The 16,896-nt window shown below is 50.4% G+C and carries 13 protein-coding genes; 4 read left to right on the forward strand and 9 right to left on the reverse strand.

Annotated features, from left to right (window positions below; translation table 11 throughout):
• Positions 1–36 precede the first annotated feature (36 nt).
• From ispH to murJ, 6 genes are all read right to left on the reverse strand, one after another.
• Positions 37–966: a 4-hydroxy-3-methylbut-2-enyl diphosphate reductase gene (gene ispH, locus K0H81_RS14605; RefSeq protein WP_186300593.1), complete on the reverse strand. Its 930-nt coding sequence runs from the start codon at positions 964–966 to the stop codon at positions 37–39.
• A 23-nt stretch (positions 967–989) separates the two neighbouring features.
• Positions 990–1,412 carry an FKBP-type peptidyl-prolyl cis-trans isomerase gene (gene fkpB / locus K0H81_RS14610; RefSeq protein WP_144201175.1) on the reverse strand — a complete coding sequence of 141 codons (423 nt, stop codon included), beginning with the start codon at positions 1,410–1,412 and terminating at the stop codon, positions 990–992.
• Positions 1,413–1,415: 3 nt separating this feature from the next.
• Positions 1,416–1,928 carry a signal peptidase II gene (lspA, locus tag K0H81_RS14615; RefSeq protein ID WP_160794103.1) on the reverse strand — a complete coding sequence of 171 codons (513 nt, stop codon included), beginning with the start codon at positions 1,926–1,928 and terminating at the stop codon, positions 1,416–1,418.
• A gap of 9 nt (positions 1,929–1,937) precedes the next feature.
• Entirely contained in the window at positions 1,938–4,760 is a 2,823-nt protein-coding gene (gene ileS, locus K0H81_RS14620) for an isoleucine--tRNA ligase (RefSeq protein ID WP_220058796.1), read from the reverse strand.
• Positions 4,761–4,792: 32 nt separating this feature from the next.
• Positions 4,793–5,728: a bifunctional riboflavin kinase/FAD synthetase gene (gene ribF, locus K0H81_RS14625; RefSeq protein WP_220058797.1), complete on the reverse strand. Its 936-nt coding sequence runs from the start codon at positions 5,726–5,728 to the stop codon at positions 4,793–4,795.
• 65 nt (positions 5,729–5,793) lie between these two features.
• Positions 5,794–7,353 (reverse strand): murein biosynthesis integral membrane protein MurJ, encoded by a 1,560-nt coding sequence (gene murJ / locus K0H81_RS14630; RefSeq protein WP_220058798.1) that lies wholly within the window; start codon positions 7,351–7,353, stop codon positions 5,794–5,796.
• Positions 7,354–7,600: 247 nt separating this feature from the next.
• Here murJ and rpsT point away from each other — a divergent pair, with 247 nt between their 5' ends.
• Complete coding sequence (rpsT, locus tag K0H81_RS14635) at positions 7,601–7,867, forward strand: 30S ribosomal protein S20 (protein ID WP_011864900.1); 267 nt, start codon at positions 7,601–7,603, stop codon at positions 7,865–7,867.
• A 219-nt stretch (positions 7,868–8,086) separates the two neighbouring features.
• Here rpsT and K0H81_RS14640 read toward each other — a convergent pair whose 3' ends face one another.
• Positions 8,087–8,383 (reverse strand): ArsR/SmtB family transcription factor, encoded by a 297-nt coding sequence (locus K0H81_RS14640; protein ID WP_011864899.1) that lies wholly within the window; start codon positions 8,381–8,383, stop codon positions 8,087–8,089.
• A 135-nt stretch (positions 8,384–8,518) separates the two neighbouring features.
• Here K0H81_RS14640 and K0H81_RS14645 point away from each other — a divergent pair, with 135 nt between their 5' ends.
• Positions 8,519–9,925: a M28 family peptidase gene (locus tag K0H81_RS14645; RefSeq protein ID WP_220058799.1), complete on the forward strand. Its 1,407-nt coding sequence runs from the start codon at positions 8,519–8,521 to the stop codon at positions 9,923–9,925.
• A 172-nt stretch (positions 9,926–10,097) separates the two neighbouring features.
• Here the strand turns inward: K0H81_RS14645 and yaaA are convergent, their stop codons facing one another.
• Both yaaA and K0H81_RS14655 read right to left on the reverse strand, forming a co-directional pair.
• Positions 10,098–10,874, reverse strand: a complete 777-nt coding sequence (yaaA, locus tag K0H81_RS14650; protein WP_220058800.1) for a peroxide stress protein YaaA — start codon at positions 10,872–10,874, stop codon at positions 10,098–10,100.
• A gap of 127 nt (positions 10,875–11,001) precedes the next feature.
• Entirely contained in the window at positions 11,002–12,480 is a 1,479-nt protein-coding gene (locus K0H81_RS14655; protein WP_144201164.1) for an alanine/glycine:cation symporter family protein, read from the reverse strand.
• Between the two features lie 426 nt (positions 12,481–12,906).
• On the opposite strand from K0H81_RS14655, the gene K0H81_RS14660 reads away from it, so the two are divergent.
• Together K0H81_RS14660 and K0H81_RS14665 are read left to right on the forward strand one after the other, a co-directional pair.
• Positions 12,907–15,273: a phosphoketolase family protein gene (locus tag K0H81_RS14660; RefSeq protein WP_144201162.1), complete on the forward strand. Its 2,367-nt coding sequence runs from the start codon at positions 12,907–12,909 to the stop codon at positions 15,271–15,273.
• 247 nt (positions 15,274–15,520) lie between these two features.
• Complete coding sequence (locus tag K0H81_RS14665) at positions 15,521–16,624, forward strand: OmpA family protein (protein WP_144201160.1); 1,104 nt, start codon at positions 15,521–15,523, stop codon at positions 16,622–16,624.
• Positions 16,625–16,896 lie beyond the last annotated feature (272 nt).

Raw genomic sequence — 16,896 nt, forward strand, 5'->3', positions numbered from 1 at the left:
CTTTAGCCTCCTTTTCTCATCAAAACAGCAAGATACCTAGCGTAGTTCAGCCGGTACGGCAAATACGGTATCTTCTTTACGCCCTTCCACCTCGGTGATCACGCTAGGTGCCAACTTGGCGATAGCATCGATAACCTGTTGTACCAACACCTCCGGCGCCGATGCGCCAGCGGTAACGGCAACCTTCTCGATATCGTTAAACCACTCGGGTTTAATGTCGTCGGCATTATCCACAAGATAAGACTGTGTGCCCTTCTTAATCGCCAGTTCCATCAAACGATTCGAGTTGGAGCTGTTCTTAGAACCCACCACAATGAAGAGGTCGACGTCATCGGCGACGTTACGCACCGCATCTTGTCGGTTCTGGGTCGCGTAGCAGATATCGTCCTTACGTGGTCCCTGGATTGACGGGAAACGCTTCTGCAAAGCCGCAATCACATCTGCAGTATCATCCATAGACAGAGTCGTCTGCGTCACGAAGCAGAGGTTTTCCGGGTCTTTCACCACTAAGGCTTCAACATCGGCCGGCGACTCCACCAACAACACGCCGCCCTCAGGGTTGTCGTATTGTCCCATGGTGCCTTCAACCTCTGGATGACCCGCATGGCCGATAAGGATACATTCGATCCCCTTACGGCTGGCACGAGTGACCTGCAGATGCACCTTGGTCACCAATGGGCAGGTGGCATCGAATACTCGCAGGCCACGTTTTTTCGCCTCGGCACGAACCGCCTGGGATACACCGTGAGCACTGAAGATCACTATGCTGTCGTCCGGCACTTGGTCTAGTTCGTCAACAAATACCGCGCCCCGGTCTTTGAGGTTTTGCACAACATATCGATTATGCACCACTTCGTGGCGTACATAAATTGGCGGCGAGAACAGCTCGAGCGCCCTCTCGACTATGCTGATGGCCCGATCGACACCGGCACAAAAACCTCGCGGATTGGCCAGTTTAATCTGCAGACTTTGAGGAGGTTGCGTCATGATTAGAGCTCCTGAACCACTTCCAATTCAAATGTCACCGCCCGGCCCGCCAATGGATGGTTAAGATCGACGGTTACCGAATCCCCTACTACCTCGCGGACGATACCTGGGATCTCACTGCCACCAGGACCGGCGAAACTGACGATTACGCCCGTTTCGAGCTGCATATCCGCAGGAAACTTACTCCTGTCCATATGGTGAATAGCATCCGGGTTTGACTCACCAAAGGCATCCGCAGCAGCCAGAGTAAAGCTATGCTTATCCCCTTGCTTCAGGCCCTTCAGCTCTGCTTCAAAAGCAGGACTCAAGGTTTGATCGCCTATGTTTAACTTGGCCGGTTTACCAGAGGCCTTAGTGCTATCTGCCGTCGAACCATCTTCCAGCAGGATATTCATATGGCACAATAATGATCGTGTAACTGTCACTTCTTACCCCTTTGCAACGTCTTCGCCATTTGGCTTACGCTCTGAAATAAACGAATCCAAGATGATGAGTCCGGCTCCGACACAGATCGCCGAATCGGCAATGTTGAAGGCGGGGAAATGACTCGTCTTCCAATAGAAATCGAGGAAATCGACCACAAAGCCATGCTGCAATCTATCAATTAAATTCCCCAATGCCCCACCAATCACTAAGGTATAGGCCAGATTCAGTCGCCATAATCCTTTCGATTGCTTACGCAGCCAGACGGTCAGCAAGGTACTAAAACCGACTGCTACCAAGGTAAACAGCCAACGCTGCCACCCACCGGCATCACTTAAAAAGCTAAAAGCCGCGCCATAATTTCTCACATAGGTGAAATTAAAAAATGGCAGTAAGTTGATTGACTCTCTCAGGTCAAAATTGGCTAGTACCCATTGTTTGGATAGTTGATCGGCGATGAACACCAATACAACTACCCAATACCAACGTAAGCCACTCTCTTTCCAGCTAGATGGCATTCGATTCCCTTATGCGAACTGGCGAACTTCGCCGTCACCTTCGATGTTGGTCACGCAGCGTGTACAAAGCAGTGGGTGCGCTTCAACCTGACCCACATCTTCTCTGTGATGCCAGCAGCGATCGCACTTGGCCGCCTCAGTCTTAGCCACTAATAGCTTAAGACCAGCCAGCTCTGTCTCAACTGCATCGTCACCGGCACTCGCCAGCGGGGCAATCTGAGTATTAGAGGTCAGCAGCACGAAGCGCAGCTCATCCCCCAGCAGCGCCAGAGACTCGGTTAGCGCGTTATCGGCATAGAGAGTCACTTCGGCTTCTAACGAACCACCGACACGCTGCTCGCGGCGCGCCTGCTCGATGGCCTTGTTCACCTCATCACGTACTGTGATGAGATTTGCCCAATACTCGTCGCTCAGGTCACTATCTAGGGTCACAGAGACCAGGCCTTCGAACCAAGTCTGAGTAAAGACAAACTCTTCACGTTCACCCGGCAGCGATTGCCATACCTCATCGGCGGTAAAGCTCAGAATAGGCGCAATCCAGCGCACCATGGCTTCGGCAATCAGGAACAGCGCGCTCTGGCAGCTACGACGTGCCAGGCTGTCACCCTTAGCCGTGTACTGTCTGTCTTTGATGATATCCAGATAGAAGCTGCCTAGCTCAACAGAGCAGAACTGCATCAGTTTCTGGGTCACCAAGTGGAAGTTATATTGCTCATAAGCCTCTAAGATCTCGGCCTGCAAGGCTGCGGCGCGGCGCACCACCCAGCGATCCAGCGCAACCATATCTTCGACGGCAACTGTGTCGTTAACCGGATCAAAACCGTTCAGGTTAGCCAGCAGGAAACGCGCCGTATTACGGATACGACGGTAAGCATCGGCGCTACGCTTGAGGATCTCATCGGATACTGTCATCTCGCCGCTATAATCGGTCGCGGCCACCCAAAGACGCAGAATGTCGGCACCTAGCTTGTTGGTGACTTGCAGCGGGGCAATCACGTTACCTATCGACTTAGACATCTTACGGCCCTGGCCATCCACGGTGAAACCATGGGTCAACACCTGCTTGTAAGGCGCCTTGCCGTTCATGGCAGTCGAGATCATCAGCGATGACATGAACCAACCACGGTGCTGGTCGCTACCTTCCAGGTAGAGATCCACCGGATGACCATTGTATTCAGGACGCGCGGCAACCACAGATGAGAAGGTAGAGCCTGAGTCATACCATACATCTAAAGTGTCTGTGACCTTACGGTATTGGTCGGCTTCTTCGCCTAACAGCTCTGCGGCGTCGAGATCCCACCAGGCCTGAATGCCTTCTTGTTCGATGCGATGGGCAACGCGCTCCATCAGGGCAACGCTGTCAGGGTGCAACTCTTCGGTATCACGGTGCACGAACAGGGTGATAGGCACGCCCCAGGTACGTTGACGTGAGATACACCAATCTGGACGATTCTCGACCATCTTCTCGATACGGCTCTGACCCCAGTCAGGGATCCATTGCGTCTTCTCGATCTCGCTCAGCGACTGAGTACGTAAGCCTTTTTGGTCCATAGAGATGAACCACTGCGGCGTCGCGCGGAAGATAATAGGTGTCTTGTGGCGCCAGCAGTGTGGGTAGCTGTGACGATAAGCCACATGATTCAGCAGTGCGCCCTTCTCTTCGAGCAGTGCAACCACATTATCGTTGGCTTTAAAGACATGTTGGCCGGCGAAGAACTCGGTATCTGGCTTGTAGACACCGTTATCCCCTACAGGGTTAGCCACTTCCAGACCATATTTTTGACCGATAACAAAGTCGTCCTGACCGTGGCCAGGCGCCGTGTGTACCACACCGGTACCCGAATCAACAGTGACGTGGTCGCCAATGATGACAGGCACATCAAAATCATAGAAAGGATGCTTAAAGCGCAGCAGTTCCAGCGCCTGACCTTTCACTGTGCCCAGCACGCTATGCGACTCGGCGCCGTAACGCTCGATGCAAGACTCAGCCAGCTCCTGCGCCACAATAATCGCGCGCTTGCTGCCATCTTTAATGAACTCAACCAGATCGTAATCGATATCACCGGCCATTGAGAGGCCGCGGTTAGCAGGCAGTGTCCAAGGCGTTGTAGTCCAGATAACGGTCGCCACTTCGGCGTCAAATTGCTCCAGGCCGAATTTAGCCAGCACAGCCGCTTGATCGACCGCCACAAAGGCAACGTCAATTGCAGGTGAAGTCTTATCTTCATATTCAACTTCCGCTTCAGCCAGTGCAGAACCACAATCGGTACACCAGTGCACAGGCTTAACACCTTTGTGCAGGTGGCCATTGTCGATCACCTTAGCCAAAGAGCGAACTATGTTGGCTTCGGTGTCAAAGTTCATGGTGAGGTATGGGTTTTGCCAGTCACCCAGCACGCCAAGACGGATAAAGTCTTCACGCTGACCATCTACCTGAGCCGCGGCATATTCGCGACACTTTTGACGAAACTCGGCCGCAGAGACCTTCTGGCCAGGCTTACCCACTTTCTGCTCGACCTTAAGCTCGATTGGCAGACCGTGACAGTCCCAGCCTGGAATATAAGGCGCGTCAAAACCCGACAGGGTCTTAGACTTGATAATAATGTCTTTAAGGATCTTATTTACTGAGTGACCAATATGAATGCTACCGTTAGCGTACGGTGGGCCATCATGCAGAATGAATGGCTTAGCACCTGTGCGGCTTTCACGAATCTTTTGGTACAGTTTCTTTTCTGTCCAAGATTTCAACATCTCTGGCTCACGTTGTGCCAGATTACCACGCATCGGAAACTCAGTTTCCGGCAAGTTTAAAGTAGATTTATAGTCGCTCATTGATCCTATACCGTTAATTTAGCTGATTGTTCTCAGCCTGCATCGCAGCCAAGCAGGGCCTTGGCCCTGTCAGCATCATCTTTAATTTGTAGCTTCAGCGCATCTAAAGACTTAAATGGCTGTTCATCCCTAATCTTTGCCACCAGTTCGACTTCGACGGTGCGACCATAAAGGTCTCCTTCAAAATCAAACAGATGGACTTCTAACTGACAATTTTGTCCGTTGACCGTTGGCCTAAAGCCAACGTTGGCCACCCCTTCATAGATATCACTACCATCCCAATACAGCTTAACGGCAAAGACGCCCCTGACCGGCGACACCTTGCGTTTCAAGGCGATATTGGCGGTAGGAAAACCTATGGTGCGACCAATTTTCTCGCCATGGGCAACTTTACCGCTCAGGGCATATGGATGGCCCAGCAGGCGCCTTGCTTGCTCAAGGTTCCCCTTGGCGAGCAGTCCACGAATCTCTGTGGAGCTCACCCGCTTATCCCCTAAGATAAAGCTATGGGTATTGACCACGGCGAAACCATATTTTTCACCGGCGGCCTTTAACATCGCAAAATTACCGCGACGCTGCTTGCCAAAACAGAAGTCATCCCCCACCACCAGGTATTTCACTCCTAGCTGTTTTACCAGGAGATCCTCGATAAAGGCTTCGGCGGGCATGGCGGCAAACTTCTGATTAAAATTGACGCACAGCAGACGATCTATGCCCAGTTCATCGAGCAAGACGATCTTATCACGCAGCAGACTCAGCCTAGCCGGGGCATTATCCCCCTTAAACAACTCTTGCGGCTGAGGTTCGAATGTCATGAGTGTTGCAGGAACCCCATGTTGCTTGGCTTTTTTTACAAGGGCAGCAATGACTTCGGCATGCCCACGATGCACGCCGTCAAAGTTCCCAATAGTCAGCACGCAACCCTGGTGTCTGGGTAAAATATTATGTATACCGCGGATCAGTTCCATTACATTCAATAACTAGCAAGCATAAGTTCGCGGATTATATACCAGCTGAGAAGGATAATCAGCAATCAAAAGCCAGCTTTCATCCTCCAGGGGCGAATTCCCAACAATAACATAGCCAGCAGGTAGACCACAGCCCCTGCGCCAATCAAATAGGCCAGCTGAGTTGCCCTGCCCACAAATGAAAGCGCTAGCCAGGTATCAACGCCTGGTAACAATAGATAAAGCACGGCGATCATCAGCGCGGCGGCAACCAAAGTTTTACCCATAAACACAAAAGTCTGATGCGAGATCTGATACACCCCGGCGCGATGCAGGCCACGATAAAGCAGGCTTGCATTGAGCAGCGCCGATAACGAGGTGGCAATCGCCAAGCCCACATAACCGAATGGAAACACAAAAATCAGATTAAACACCATGTTACTCACCATGGCGACTATGCCGTAACGCACAGGGGTTTTGGTATCCTGACGGGAGTAATAGCCCGGCGCCAGCACCTTGATCAACATGAAACTCAGCAGACCCGAACCATAGGCCATTAAACTATAAGAGGCCATATCCACATCATCTAGCGTGAAGGCGCCGCGCATGAAGAGCACCATCAACATGGGCTTAGCCAGGACGATCAGGCCGCACATGGCTGGCACCCCCATCAGCAGAATCGCCTTAATCCCCCAATCCATCGTCTTGGCAAAACCATCCCCCTCCGCATTAACATGCTTCTTCGACAGCGCGGGCAAGATAACGGTAGCGATGGCGATACCAAACAGACCTAAGGGGAATTCCAGCAGTCGATCTGAGTAGTAGAGCCAGCTGATCGACCCCGTCACCAAGAAACTGGCGATAAAGGTATCGAGCAGCAAGTTGATCTGCGACACAGACACGCCAAACAGCGCGGGTAGCATCAGGGTACGTATCTTAACGACGCCAGGGTGATGCCAGCCCCATGACGGCTTAACCAGAGCCTTCTCTCTAAATAGAAAGGGGATCTGAAACAAAAACTGGATCAGGCCACCGGCGAAGACGCCCCAGGCCAGGCCTATCTCCGGCTGATCGAGCTTAGGCGCCAGAAACAGCGCAGCACTGATGATGGCAACGTTTAAAAACACCGGGGTAAAGGCCGACACTGCAAAGCGGCCACGGGTGTTGAGTATCGATCCCGCCAGGGCGGTAAAGGTAATAAACCAGAGGTAGGGGAAGGTGATCTTCAACATTAGTGATGCCAGCTCGAACTTCTGACCATTTGGCTCATCGTTTAGCCAGGCCAGGAACCAGCCGCCACCAAACAGTGCCGTTAATAGTGGCGAAGCGATCACCCCCACCAGAGTCACTAAAGTCACCACCAGTCCAAGCGTACCTGCTACCTTGGCGAGCAACTCGCGAACCGCCTGGTCGTCATGTTTCTCTTGATATTCGGTCAAGACAGGCACGAAGGCCTGGGCAAAGGCGCCTTCGGCAAATAATCGGCGTAAAAAATTTGGGATCTTGTTGGCAAAAAAGAAGACGTCGGCGCTACTCCCTGCCCCCATTAAATTGGCGATAACCACGTCTCGCACTAAGCCTAAAACACGAGAAATCAGCGTCATAGCACTCACGATCATGCCTGACTTAAATAGTTTCTTGCTCAAAGTTCCCCCTGAAACGAGCACTACAGGTGTATCGAGCAAGTTAAAAAGTCGACTACCCCCTGTCACCAAGCAGCAAATACTGCTAGAATAGCGCACCATATTACACGAGTTAGGTTGAAGAACGCCAAGTCTGCTCTGATTAATTTATCTTTAGGATAAAGATCCGATCATTGTCATTGACAAACTGACGAAAAAAAGGCATATTCCTCGACCTTTAAAAATATCTAACCCTTTTAGGAGTTGCACCTTGGCTAATAGCAAGTCTGCAAAGAAGCGCGCGCTTCAATCTGAAAAACGTCGTCAGCACAACGCTAGCCGTCGTTCTATGCTACGTTCTTACGTTAAGAAAGTAATCGCTGCGATCAACACTGGCGATCACAAAGCGGCAACTGAAGCATTCAATGCTGCACAACCAATTGTTGACCGTATGGCGACTAAAGGTCTTATTCACAAGAATAAAGCTGCCCGTCATAAGGCTCGTCTAAACGCTAAGATCAAAGCACTAGCTGCTTAATCTTTTAGCGATATAAAAAACCGGCTCAGGCCGGTTTTTTTGTGCCTGTCGTTCGAGCACCAATCAATCTCGCCACTTCACACAAACAGCATTCAAGCGGCATTAGTGTCACTCGAAAATTCACAAACACCCTATACCAGCAAACTCCCAGAGCCAAAAAACAAAAAAGCTGACGGCCAGTAGCCCATCAGCTTTCTATCTGCGCTATTTTCAAGCCTTTTAGTGGCAATAGATAGTGTTAAGTAACTTAATAATTTCAGATACTTCCTTGCTTTTCAGCGAATAAAATACCGTTTGCGCTTCTTTTCGCGTTTCGACCAAATTGTCTTTACGAAGCCATGCTAAGTGTTGCGACAGCGCAGATTGGCTAAGCCCTAGCTTTTTATTCATCTCACCGACGCACATCTCACCTTCGCTCAACAAGTAGCATAAGATGAACAGCCGGCGTTCATTTGCTAAAGCCTTTAGCAATACAACAGCATTATCCGCTCGTTGCTGCATCAATTCTATATTCATTACGAGCAATTTCTCCTAAAACAAACCCCGGCACTAATATAGCGTTGACTTAAAGATATAGTCGGGACATAAAGCACACTTTTTGCTAGATTGTTTTCAAAAATGGGACATACGTAATAAAAATAAAGGAAACTCATGAAAAGCTCCCCTCTCATCCTCCTAACGACACTCTTTTTCGGCGGCCTATTTGCCTGTCAAAATGCGGCGGCAACAGACACAAATCAAAGTGTTAGTGCCAAGCTACAGCGGCAAGCACTCTCTTCAAGCCTGGCCTATGATATTGTCGAATCACTCACGGTCGAAGTCGGCCCTAGACTCGCCGGCAGCGACAAAGACTTGGTCGCCGTAGAGTGGGCAGAGAAAAAGTTAGGCTCACTAGGTTTTGATAAGGTCTATAAGGAAGCCGTTCAGGTGCCCGTATGGCAACGAGGCGAGGCCACGGCCAATATCGTCTCCCCTTATGCCCAGCCATTGGTGCTCACCGCCTTAGGTGGCAGTATCGGCACGCCGGAAGAAGGGATTAGCGCGCCAATCGTCCGCTTCGAGACTCTGGACGAACTGAAGCAAGCCGATCAGAGTCTGGTTGCGGGCAAGATTGTCTTTATCGACCACGTCACCCCTAGATTCAAGACGGGTAAAGGCTATGGCATGACGGTTGGCGGACGATCACGGGGCGCCATCGCCGCCGCAGAGAAAGGCGCACTCGCCATAGTGATCCGCTCCATCGGCACAGACCATGACAGAATGGCCCATACCGGCATGATGCGCTATCAAGAAGGGGTAAATAAGATCCCGGCTGCAGCCATGTCCAATCCTGATGCAGACTTGGTCACCCTGATGCTTAAGCGCGATCCCAACGTCGTGCTACATCTTGAGATGAGCCCTAAGAACCTTGGCTACGCCACATCCTATAATGTGATTGCCGAGGTTACTGGCAGCAGAAAACCCGATGAGATAGTGCTTATCGGTGCGCACCTGGATTCATGGGATGAAGGTACTGGCGCCATCGATGACGGTGCAGGCGTGGCCATTGTGACCGCCGCAGGCCATTACATCTCTCAGTTACCCGTTAAACCTGCCCGTACGGTTCGCGTGGTGCTCTACGCCGCCGAAGAACTGGGATTAATTGGCGGTAAGAGCTACGCCAAAGACCATCAAGCCGAGCTGGCGAAACACTATATTGCCACCGAATCTGATTTTGGCGCCGGGCGTATCTACCAGATCGACTTTAACGTTGCCGATAAGGCCTTTGCCGCCGTACAGGCCCATACCGGCTCGATGCAGGATAATGGCGTCGCCCCAGGCAACAACAAGGCCTCTGGTGGCCCTGATGTCTCCATGCTGCCAGGCTATGGCGTACCAGTTGCGTCACTCAGACAAGATGGCAGTGACTATTTCGACTATCACCACACGCCAAACGATACCTTGGATAAGATCGATCCTGAGGCGCTGGCGCAAAATGCGGCCGCCTACGCCCAGTTTGCTTACCTCATGGCGCAATCTGAGATTGAGCTAAGACCGCTAACCCCTAAGGCCAAATAATCAAAGCAAAGGCCTTGATAATCAGCCTCAGATGATAGCCAACGTGCGCTCATGGCCAACGAGAGCTCATTGCATACTTAAGTTAAGTTGGCTTAAAACTAAAAAAAGCAGCCTATGGCTGCTTTTTTTATCGCATTGACAGAGTCTTTCACTCTGCAAATCAGTTTTTAGCTTAGGCTTGCTCTTCTCGCAGAAACACAGGCTCATTAACGCTGGACTCCGCCTCACTGTAGTAATAGCCCGCGATGTCAAACTTAAGAAGCTCTTCATAGCGGCTCACTTTGTTATCAAGCATGTAGCGCACCATCATGCCGCGGGCCTTCTTGGCGAAGAAACTAATCACCTTATACTGACCATTCTTCTTATCCTTAAAGATAGGCGTGATCACCTGTCCCTGGATCTGCTTTGGCTTCACCGCTTTAAAGTACTCGTTTGATGCCAGGTTCACCAGGATATCATCGCCCTGCTCGGCCAGCGCCTTGTTGACCTCCTCGGTAACTATATCGCCCCAAAACTGATATAGGTTCGCCCCGCGGTCATTCGCCAGCTTAGTGCCCATCTCCAGACGGTAAGCCTGCATCAGGTCCAGAGGGCGCAGCAGGCCATAGAGGCCTGACAGGATACGCAGATGCCGCTGGGCGCGCTCCAGGCTCTCCTCAGACAGAGTATCGGCATCCAGCCCGGTATAGACATCGCCACGAAAGGCAAACAGCGCCTGCTTGGCATTGCCCAGATTAAAATCGCGATGCCACTGTGCAAAACGTGCGGCATTGAGCCCTGCAATCTTGTCGCTGACCTTCATCAAGGAGGCGATATCGGCTGGTGTTAGCTCTCGACACACCTTTATCAAGGCTTCACTGTGTTCGAGCAGTGCAGGCAAAGTAAAGGTTTGGGTACTTGCTGGCGTTTCATAATCCAGGGTTTTAGCCGGAGAGACTAAGATCAGCATAAATTATCCTTTGTATCTAACATTAAGCGAGGTGACTATCATACTGACGCAGACAGTAAAAAACCACGCCCTTGGAGCGTGGTTTTTTAGATGGAACTAATAGAGAGGCACGATTAACTCGTTTGGGCTAGACCTCGGGGACGGCAATCGACTTGCCTTCCTCTTTCGCCAAGACATCGGCACTGGGCTTGCCCTTCCAGATCTTCTCATCCAGACCGTTAAGCTCAGGGAAATGCGCCGCATCGAAGGTCGGTACCTTACCAGCCTTTAGCTGCACTTCGTAATCTTTGATCACCGCAAAGGCCACCTTAGAGAGCATAACGATGGCGGCAATATTCACTAGCGCCATCAAGCCCATAGAGACATCGGCAAAGTTCCACACCAATTGCAGAGAGGCCACAGAACCCGCCATCACCATGGCCAAAACCAAGGCGCGGAAAGTATAGAGCACCTTCTTGCTCTTACTCAGGAACAGGATATTACTCTCCGCATAGCTGTAGTTAGCGATGATCGAAGAGAAGCAGAAGAGAATGATAGCGAAGGCGACAAAATAAGCAGCCCAGCCACCCACCTCGTTGGTGAGCGCTAATTGCAACAGACCTATGCCCTTCTGCTCACCCGGCGCATCCAGTACGCCCGATAACAAGATGATGGCCGCGGTAGCGCTACAGATCACTATGGTATCGACAAACACGCCTATCATCTGCACGAAGCCCTGAGAGGCTGGATGGTTAGGATTTGGAGATGCTGACGCCGCAATATTGGCCGCACTGCCCATACCCGCTTCGTTAGAGAATAACCCTCTTGCGATACCCGCCATCATGGCGCCCATAGCGCCGCCGGCTGCTTCTTCCCAACCAAAGGCGCTCTTGACGATATAAGCTAGCGCCGCAGGCACCTGCTCAAGGTTCATCACCAGAACGATCAGGGCAATCGCCAGATAAGCCACCGCCATCACAGGCACGATGAGCTCAGAGGCCTTGGCCACTTTCTTCAGGCCGCCGCTGATGATATAGGCCGCAACAGCGACAATCACCAGACCCACCATAGTCTTATCTAGCCCAAAAGCATTGTTGAGTGCATCAGTCATGGTATTGGCCTGGGCCGCATTGAAGGCAAAACCGAAGGCGATGATCAGTAAGACAGAGAACAGGGAACCCATCCAGCGTTTGCCTAGCCCTTGCTCCATATAATAGGCCGGGCCACCACGGTACTGACCGTCGCTGTCTTTAACCTTGTATACCTGAGCCAGGGTCGACTCGATGAAGGCGGTTGCCATCCCAAGCAGGGCGATGAGCCACATCCAGAACACGGCGCCGGCGCCACCGACTGTAATTGCCACCGCGACCCCTGCCATGTTACCCGTGCCCACACGGGCCGCCATAGAGGTACAAAATACCTGGAACGACGAAATGCCATTGGTTTTTTCACGGCCTTGTAGCACTAACTTGCTACCGTGACCAAACATACGTAATTGGATAAAGCCCAATCTCAATGTAAACAACACGCCCGCAGCGACCAGCACGTAAATCAGCACACTGCCCCACAGCATGCCGTTTACCGCGTTGATAGTCGAATCGACTAAATTTAATACAGATTCAAACATAGAACTTCTATAACCCTTAGGACGTTTATGGTGACCTTGCCGAGCAAGCCGCCACCTTTGTTGAATTTCCTTCCCAATTTGATCGAATATTTTCGGCAGGATTATCTTTTCGAATTATCCTTTCATGATGCCAAAACAACATGCCTGCCGAATTCGACACGCCAAAATAGCATACCATCAAAAAAGCACCATGTGATACAGATCACAGTTACCCATTTACATGACATTGCCATCACGCAATCAGACATAAATAAGCTACTGTATTAACGTAACTAACATGGTGTTTACCACCAAAAAATTAACATTCGGCAAATTTAATGACTTTGCAAAAATAAGATATTGAACACATTTTTGTAATAAAATTACAAATATAGTGCCTCACATGAGCTTTGATTAACTTATTGCTTACTATAAATGGGGTTATTTATGTCACAACAGCAAGAGATCACCGCACTAAAGAAATTTGTAAGAGCGACCAACTTCCTGGCCACCTCGCAAATCTACCTTAAGCAGAACGTACTGCACAAGCGTCCGCTAGAACATAGCGACATCAAACCCAGACTGCTAGGGCACTGGGGTACTTGTCCAGGTATCAACTTCGTCTACGCAAACGTCAACCGTCTCATCAAGAAAACCAACCGTCCTTTCCTCTACCTTGTCGGCCCAGGCCATGGCTTCCCAGCCGTACAAGCTAACCTGTTTATGGAAGGATCTTTGAGTCATTTCTACCCAGAGACGATTCCATACAACGAGACAGGTATCGAAGATATCTGTAAGAAATTTTCAGCCGCCTATGGCTACCCTTCTCACGCTAACCCAGAAGCACCGGGTCAGATCCTCGAAGGTGGTGAGCTAGGCTACTCACTCTCAGTTGCCTGGGGTGCAGTGCTGGATAACCCTAACCTAATCGCTACCGTGCTTATCGGTGACGGTGAATCAGAAACCGGCCCACTGGCAGCCTCTTGGTATGCTAACCGTCTGGTATCTCCAGCCAACAACGGTGCCGTACTGCCAATCGTTCACATCAACGGCTACAAGATCTCTGGCCCAACCCGTATGGGACGCATGAGCCACGAAGAACTTGAGCTTGAATTCAAAGGCCTTGGCTACCACCCAATCATTGTCGACAGCGACCTTGAAGAAGATGTCTACGTGCAGATGACCAAGGCAATGGATGAATCCTATGCCATGATCGACGCCATTCAGACCAAGGCTCGTAGCGGCGAAGATGTTGTTAAGCCTCGCTGGCCAGTAATTCTGATGCGCACCGCAAAAGGTTGGACAGGCGTTGCCGAAGACAATGGTAAGAAGCTAGAAGGCAACTGTGAATCGCACCAAGTTATCGTTAACAAGTGTGCGAAAGACAAACAACACCTTGAAGCCTTAGATCAATGGCTTGCCAGCTACAAGTTCAACGAACTCTATAGCATCAACGAGCAAAACCAGATCGTGTTCGACAAAGACATTCAATCTTTGCTCCCACCAAAAGAGCTTTGCTGTGGTCGTCAGCACCTGAGCTACGGCGGCGAAGTGGTACGTTCACTGAACAATCCTAAACTGGAAGACCTGGCCTACGGTGCAGAAACACCTCGAGGCCAACGTGGTTACTCTATGCTGAAGATGGGTCAATGGATGCGTGATGCATTCAAGCTCAACAGAGACCAGCGCAACCTGCGTATCTTCAGCCCTGACGAAACCTACTCTAACCAGCTGCAAGCTGTGTTTGAAGAGACAGATCGTGCATGGCAGTGGCCTATCGAAAGCTGGGACGAAGATATGTCTCGCGACGGTCGCGTACTCGAGCTACTATCTGAAAACCTGCTGTTTGGTATGCTACACGGCTACACAGTAACGGGCCGTCACGGCATGTTCCCAACTTATGAGTCATTCTCACAGGTGGTCTCCTCTATGGCCGACCAATACTGTAAGTATGTCTATGCAAGCCAAGGCGTACACTTCCGTAAGCCGGTTCCCGCTTGTAACGTAGTGCTCTCTTCACTGCTCGAGCGCCAAGACCACAACGGTTATTCTCACCAGAACCCTTCTTTCCTGGGGGCTATGCTTGAGAAACACCCAGAGATCATCTCGGCTTATCTGCCAGCAGATGCTAACTCTACCCTGGTTTACACAGAACGTGCCTTCGCCGATCGCGATAAGCTCAACATCATCGCCGCCGGTAAGAAAGAGCTCCCACAATGGCTAACACTGGACGAAGCCCGTCAACAGGCTAAAGATGGTGTCATGGTGTGGGACTTCGCCTCAGATGAAAACCCAGACGTGGTACTGGCAGGCTGTGGTGACTATGTCACCCAAGAATGTATGGCCTCTCTGGTCATCCTGCGTGAGCTGCTACCAAGAGTGCGCGTACGCTTCGTCAGCGTAACCGAGCTAACCAGCAGCGGTTTGGGTAGCCGTAAGTTCCAAAGCAAGCCTTGGATGATGGATGAGATCTTCACCGCCGATAAGGGTGTGGTCTTCAACTACCACGGTTATCCAAACACCATCAAGAAACTGGTATTCGATTACAAAGGTAGCCACAGATTCCGCATCAAGGGCTATGAAGAGGAAGGTTCAACCACTACGCCATTCGATATGGGTGTGCGTAACGGTACTTCTCGCTACCACCTGGTTATCGATATGGCTTACAAGCTATTCCAACAAGGTGTGATCGACGAGACACAACACGTTGCCATCACCACTGACATGCTACAGCGTCTGGTTGACCACCGTAACTACATCAAGGCAAACGGTGTCGACCCAGAAAACATCGAAAACTGGATCTGGACACGTTAAGAATAGATTAACGCTACGTTAATTATTCTACTAGAAAAAAGGCGATTCCTAGCGGAAACGCCTTTTTTATTATCAAGTGACCAATGATCCTAAAAAAAATGCCTGTTAATCATGGCAATTTCTATATTCACGTAAGATAATACAAAGGCTAGCGATAATACCAAAGGAATCCCCCCACAAAGTGCTGGCATGTTTTTACAGGATAAAAACAGCATGGGGGAAGATAGTAAAACAAAGGAATTGGAAAATGATGAACAATACATTGAAAGCTATTCTGCTTACATCAATGCTCCCATTTGCAGCCAATGCAGCACAAGAACTCACCCCTTGGTACGTCGGTGGCGGTTTAGGCGTTAACAACTACGAGCCTAACTGCGATCAGAAGACCATGAAACAGTGTGGTGAAGACGATCCTTATGCTTGGGATGTATTTGGTGGTTACCTCTTTAACGACTATTTCGGTGTAGAACTAGGTTATCGTGACCTGGGCCGCGCCGAGTGGGTCGACTATGCCAACAAACTTAACGACGTCGGTGCTCGCGGTATGACACTCGGCCTGGTAGGTTTCTGGCCATTTGCCGACCGTTGGAGCCTGTCTGCCGAAGCGGGTGCAATGAACTACCTACTGTCGAACAACAAACAGTGGGGTAGCGAGTACTACAGCGACAGCGGTGTTGCACCATACTTTGGTGCAGGTATCGGCTACAACTTCACCGACAACCTCAAGCTGCAAGCCAAGTATCGTCGCTATGAGAATCTCGACGAAGACAAGTGGAACACACTTGATATGGAAAGCAACTACTGGGGTCTTGAACTGAGCTACCGTTTCGGTCGCGCAGCACCAGCCGCTGTGGCAGCACCTGTAGTTGTTGCACCAAAAGATTCAGACAACGACGGTGTGACAGACGACAAAGACCAATGTGCCAACACGCCAAGCAACCACAAGGTTGATGCCAATGGTTGTACGGTTTATCGCGAAGTCACCGAAAAGCATGAACTGGGTTCAATTCGCTTTGCCAACAACTCAGCCGAGGTGAACTCTGCGTCTTACGGTCAAATCGAAAAGTTGGCCAACTACATGAACCAAAACCCACGCGCAACCGTGTTAATCGGTGGTCACGCCTCTAACGTAGGTAACCCAGACTACAACATGGACCTGTCTGAGCGTCGTGCCAATGCCGTTGCCGAACTGCTGGTTAGCAAATACGGTATCAGCCAAGATCGCGTCAGCGCAAAAGGTTACGGTATCACTCAGCCTCTGATCGAGGGCCGTAGCGCCGAAGCCAACAAGGCTAACCGTCGCATCGAAGCCCACGTCACTGGCGTGCGTAAAGAGCCGGTTCTAAAGTAAGTCTTTACGATTAACTTAATGATCGACCTCACTAAAAATCGCTGCTTAGGCAGCGATTTTTTTTCCTGTCATAATTTAATGGTTATACTCTAAGTCCGTTTAGCACAAGCGTCGGTCAACTGAACGGCAACGGCTAAAATGCCTTTTACTGATATTTAGCAACTTTTCTGTAATTTTTTTTCATTCATGGTTGGAAATATCGGCAAAATCGCGTCTAATAGCCGTTAGTAAACCACACACTTAAGCTGCTTCTTAAGAAGGATGTAATTTTC

The sequence above is a fragment of the Shewanella halotolerans genome (genome assembly GCF_019457535.1).
GTDB lineage: Bacteria > Pseudomonadota > Gammaproteobacteria > Enterobacterales > Shewanellaceae > Shewanella > Shewanella halotolerans.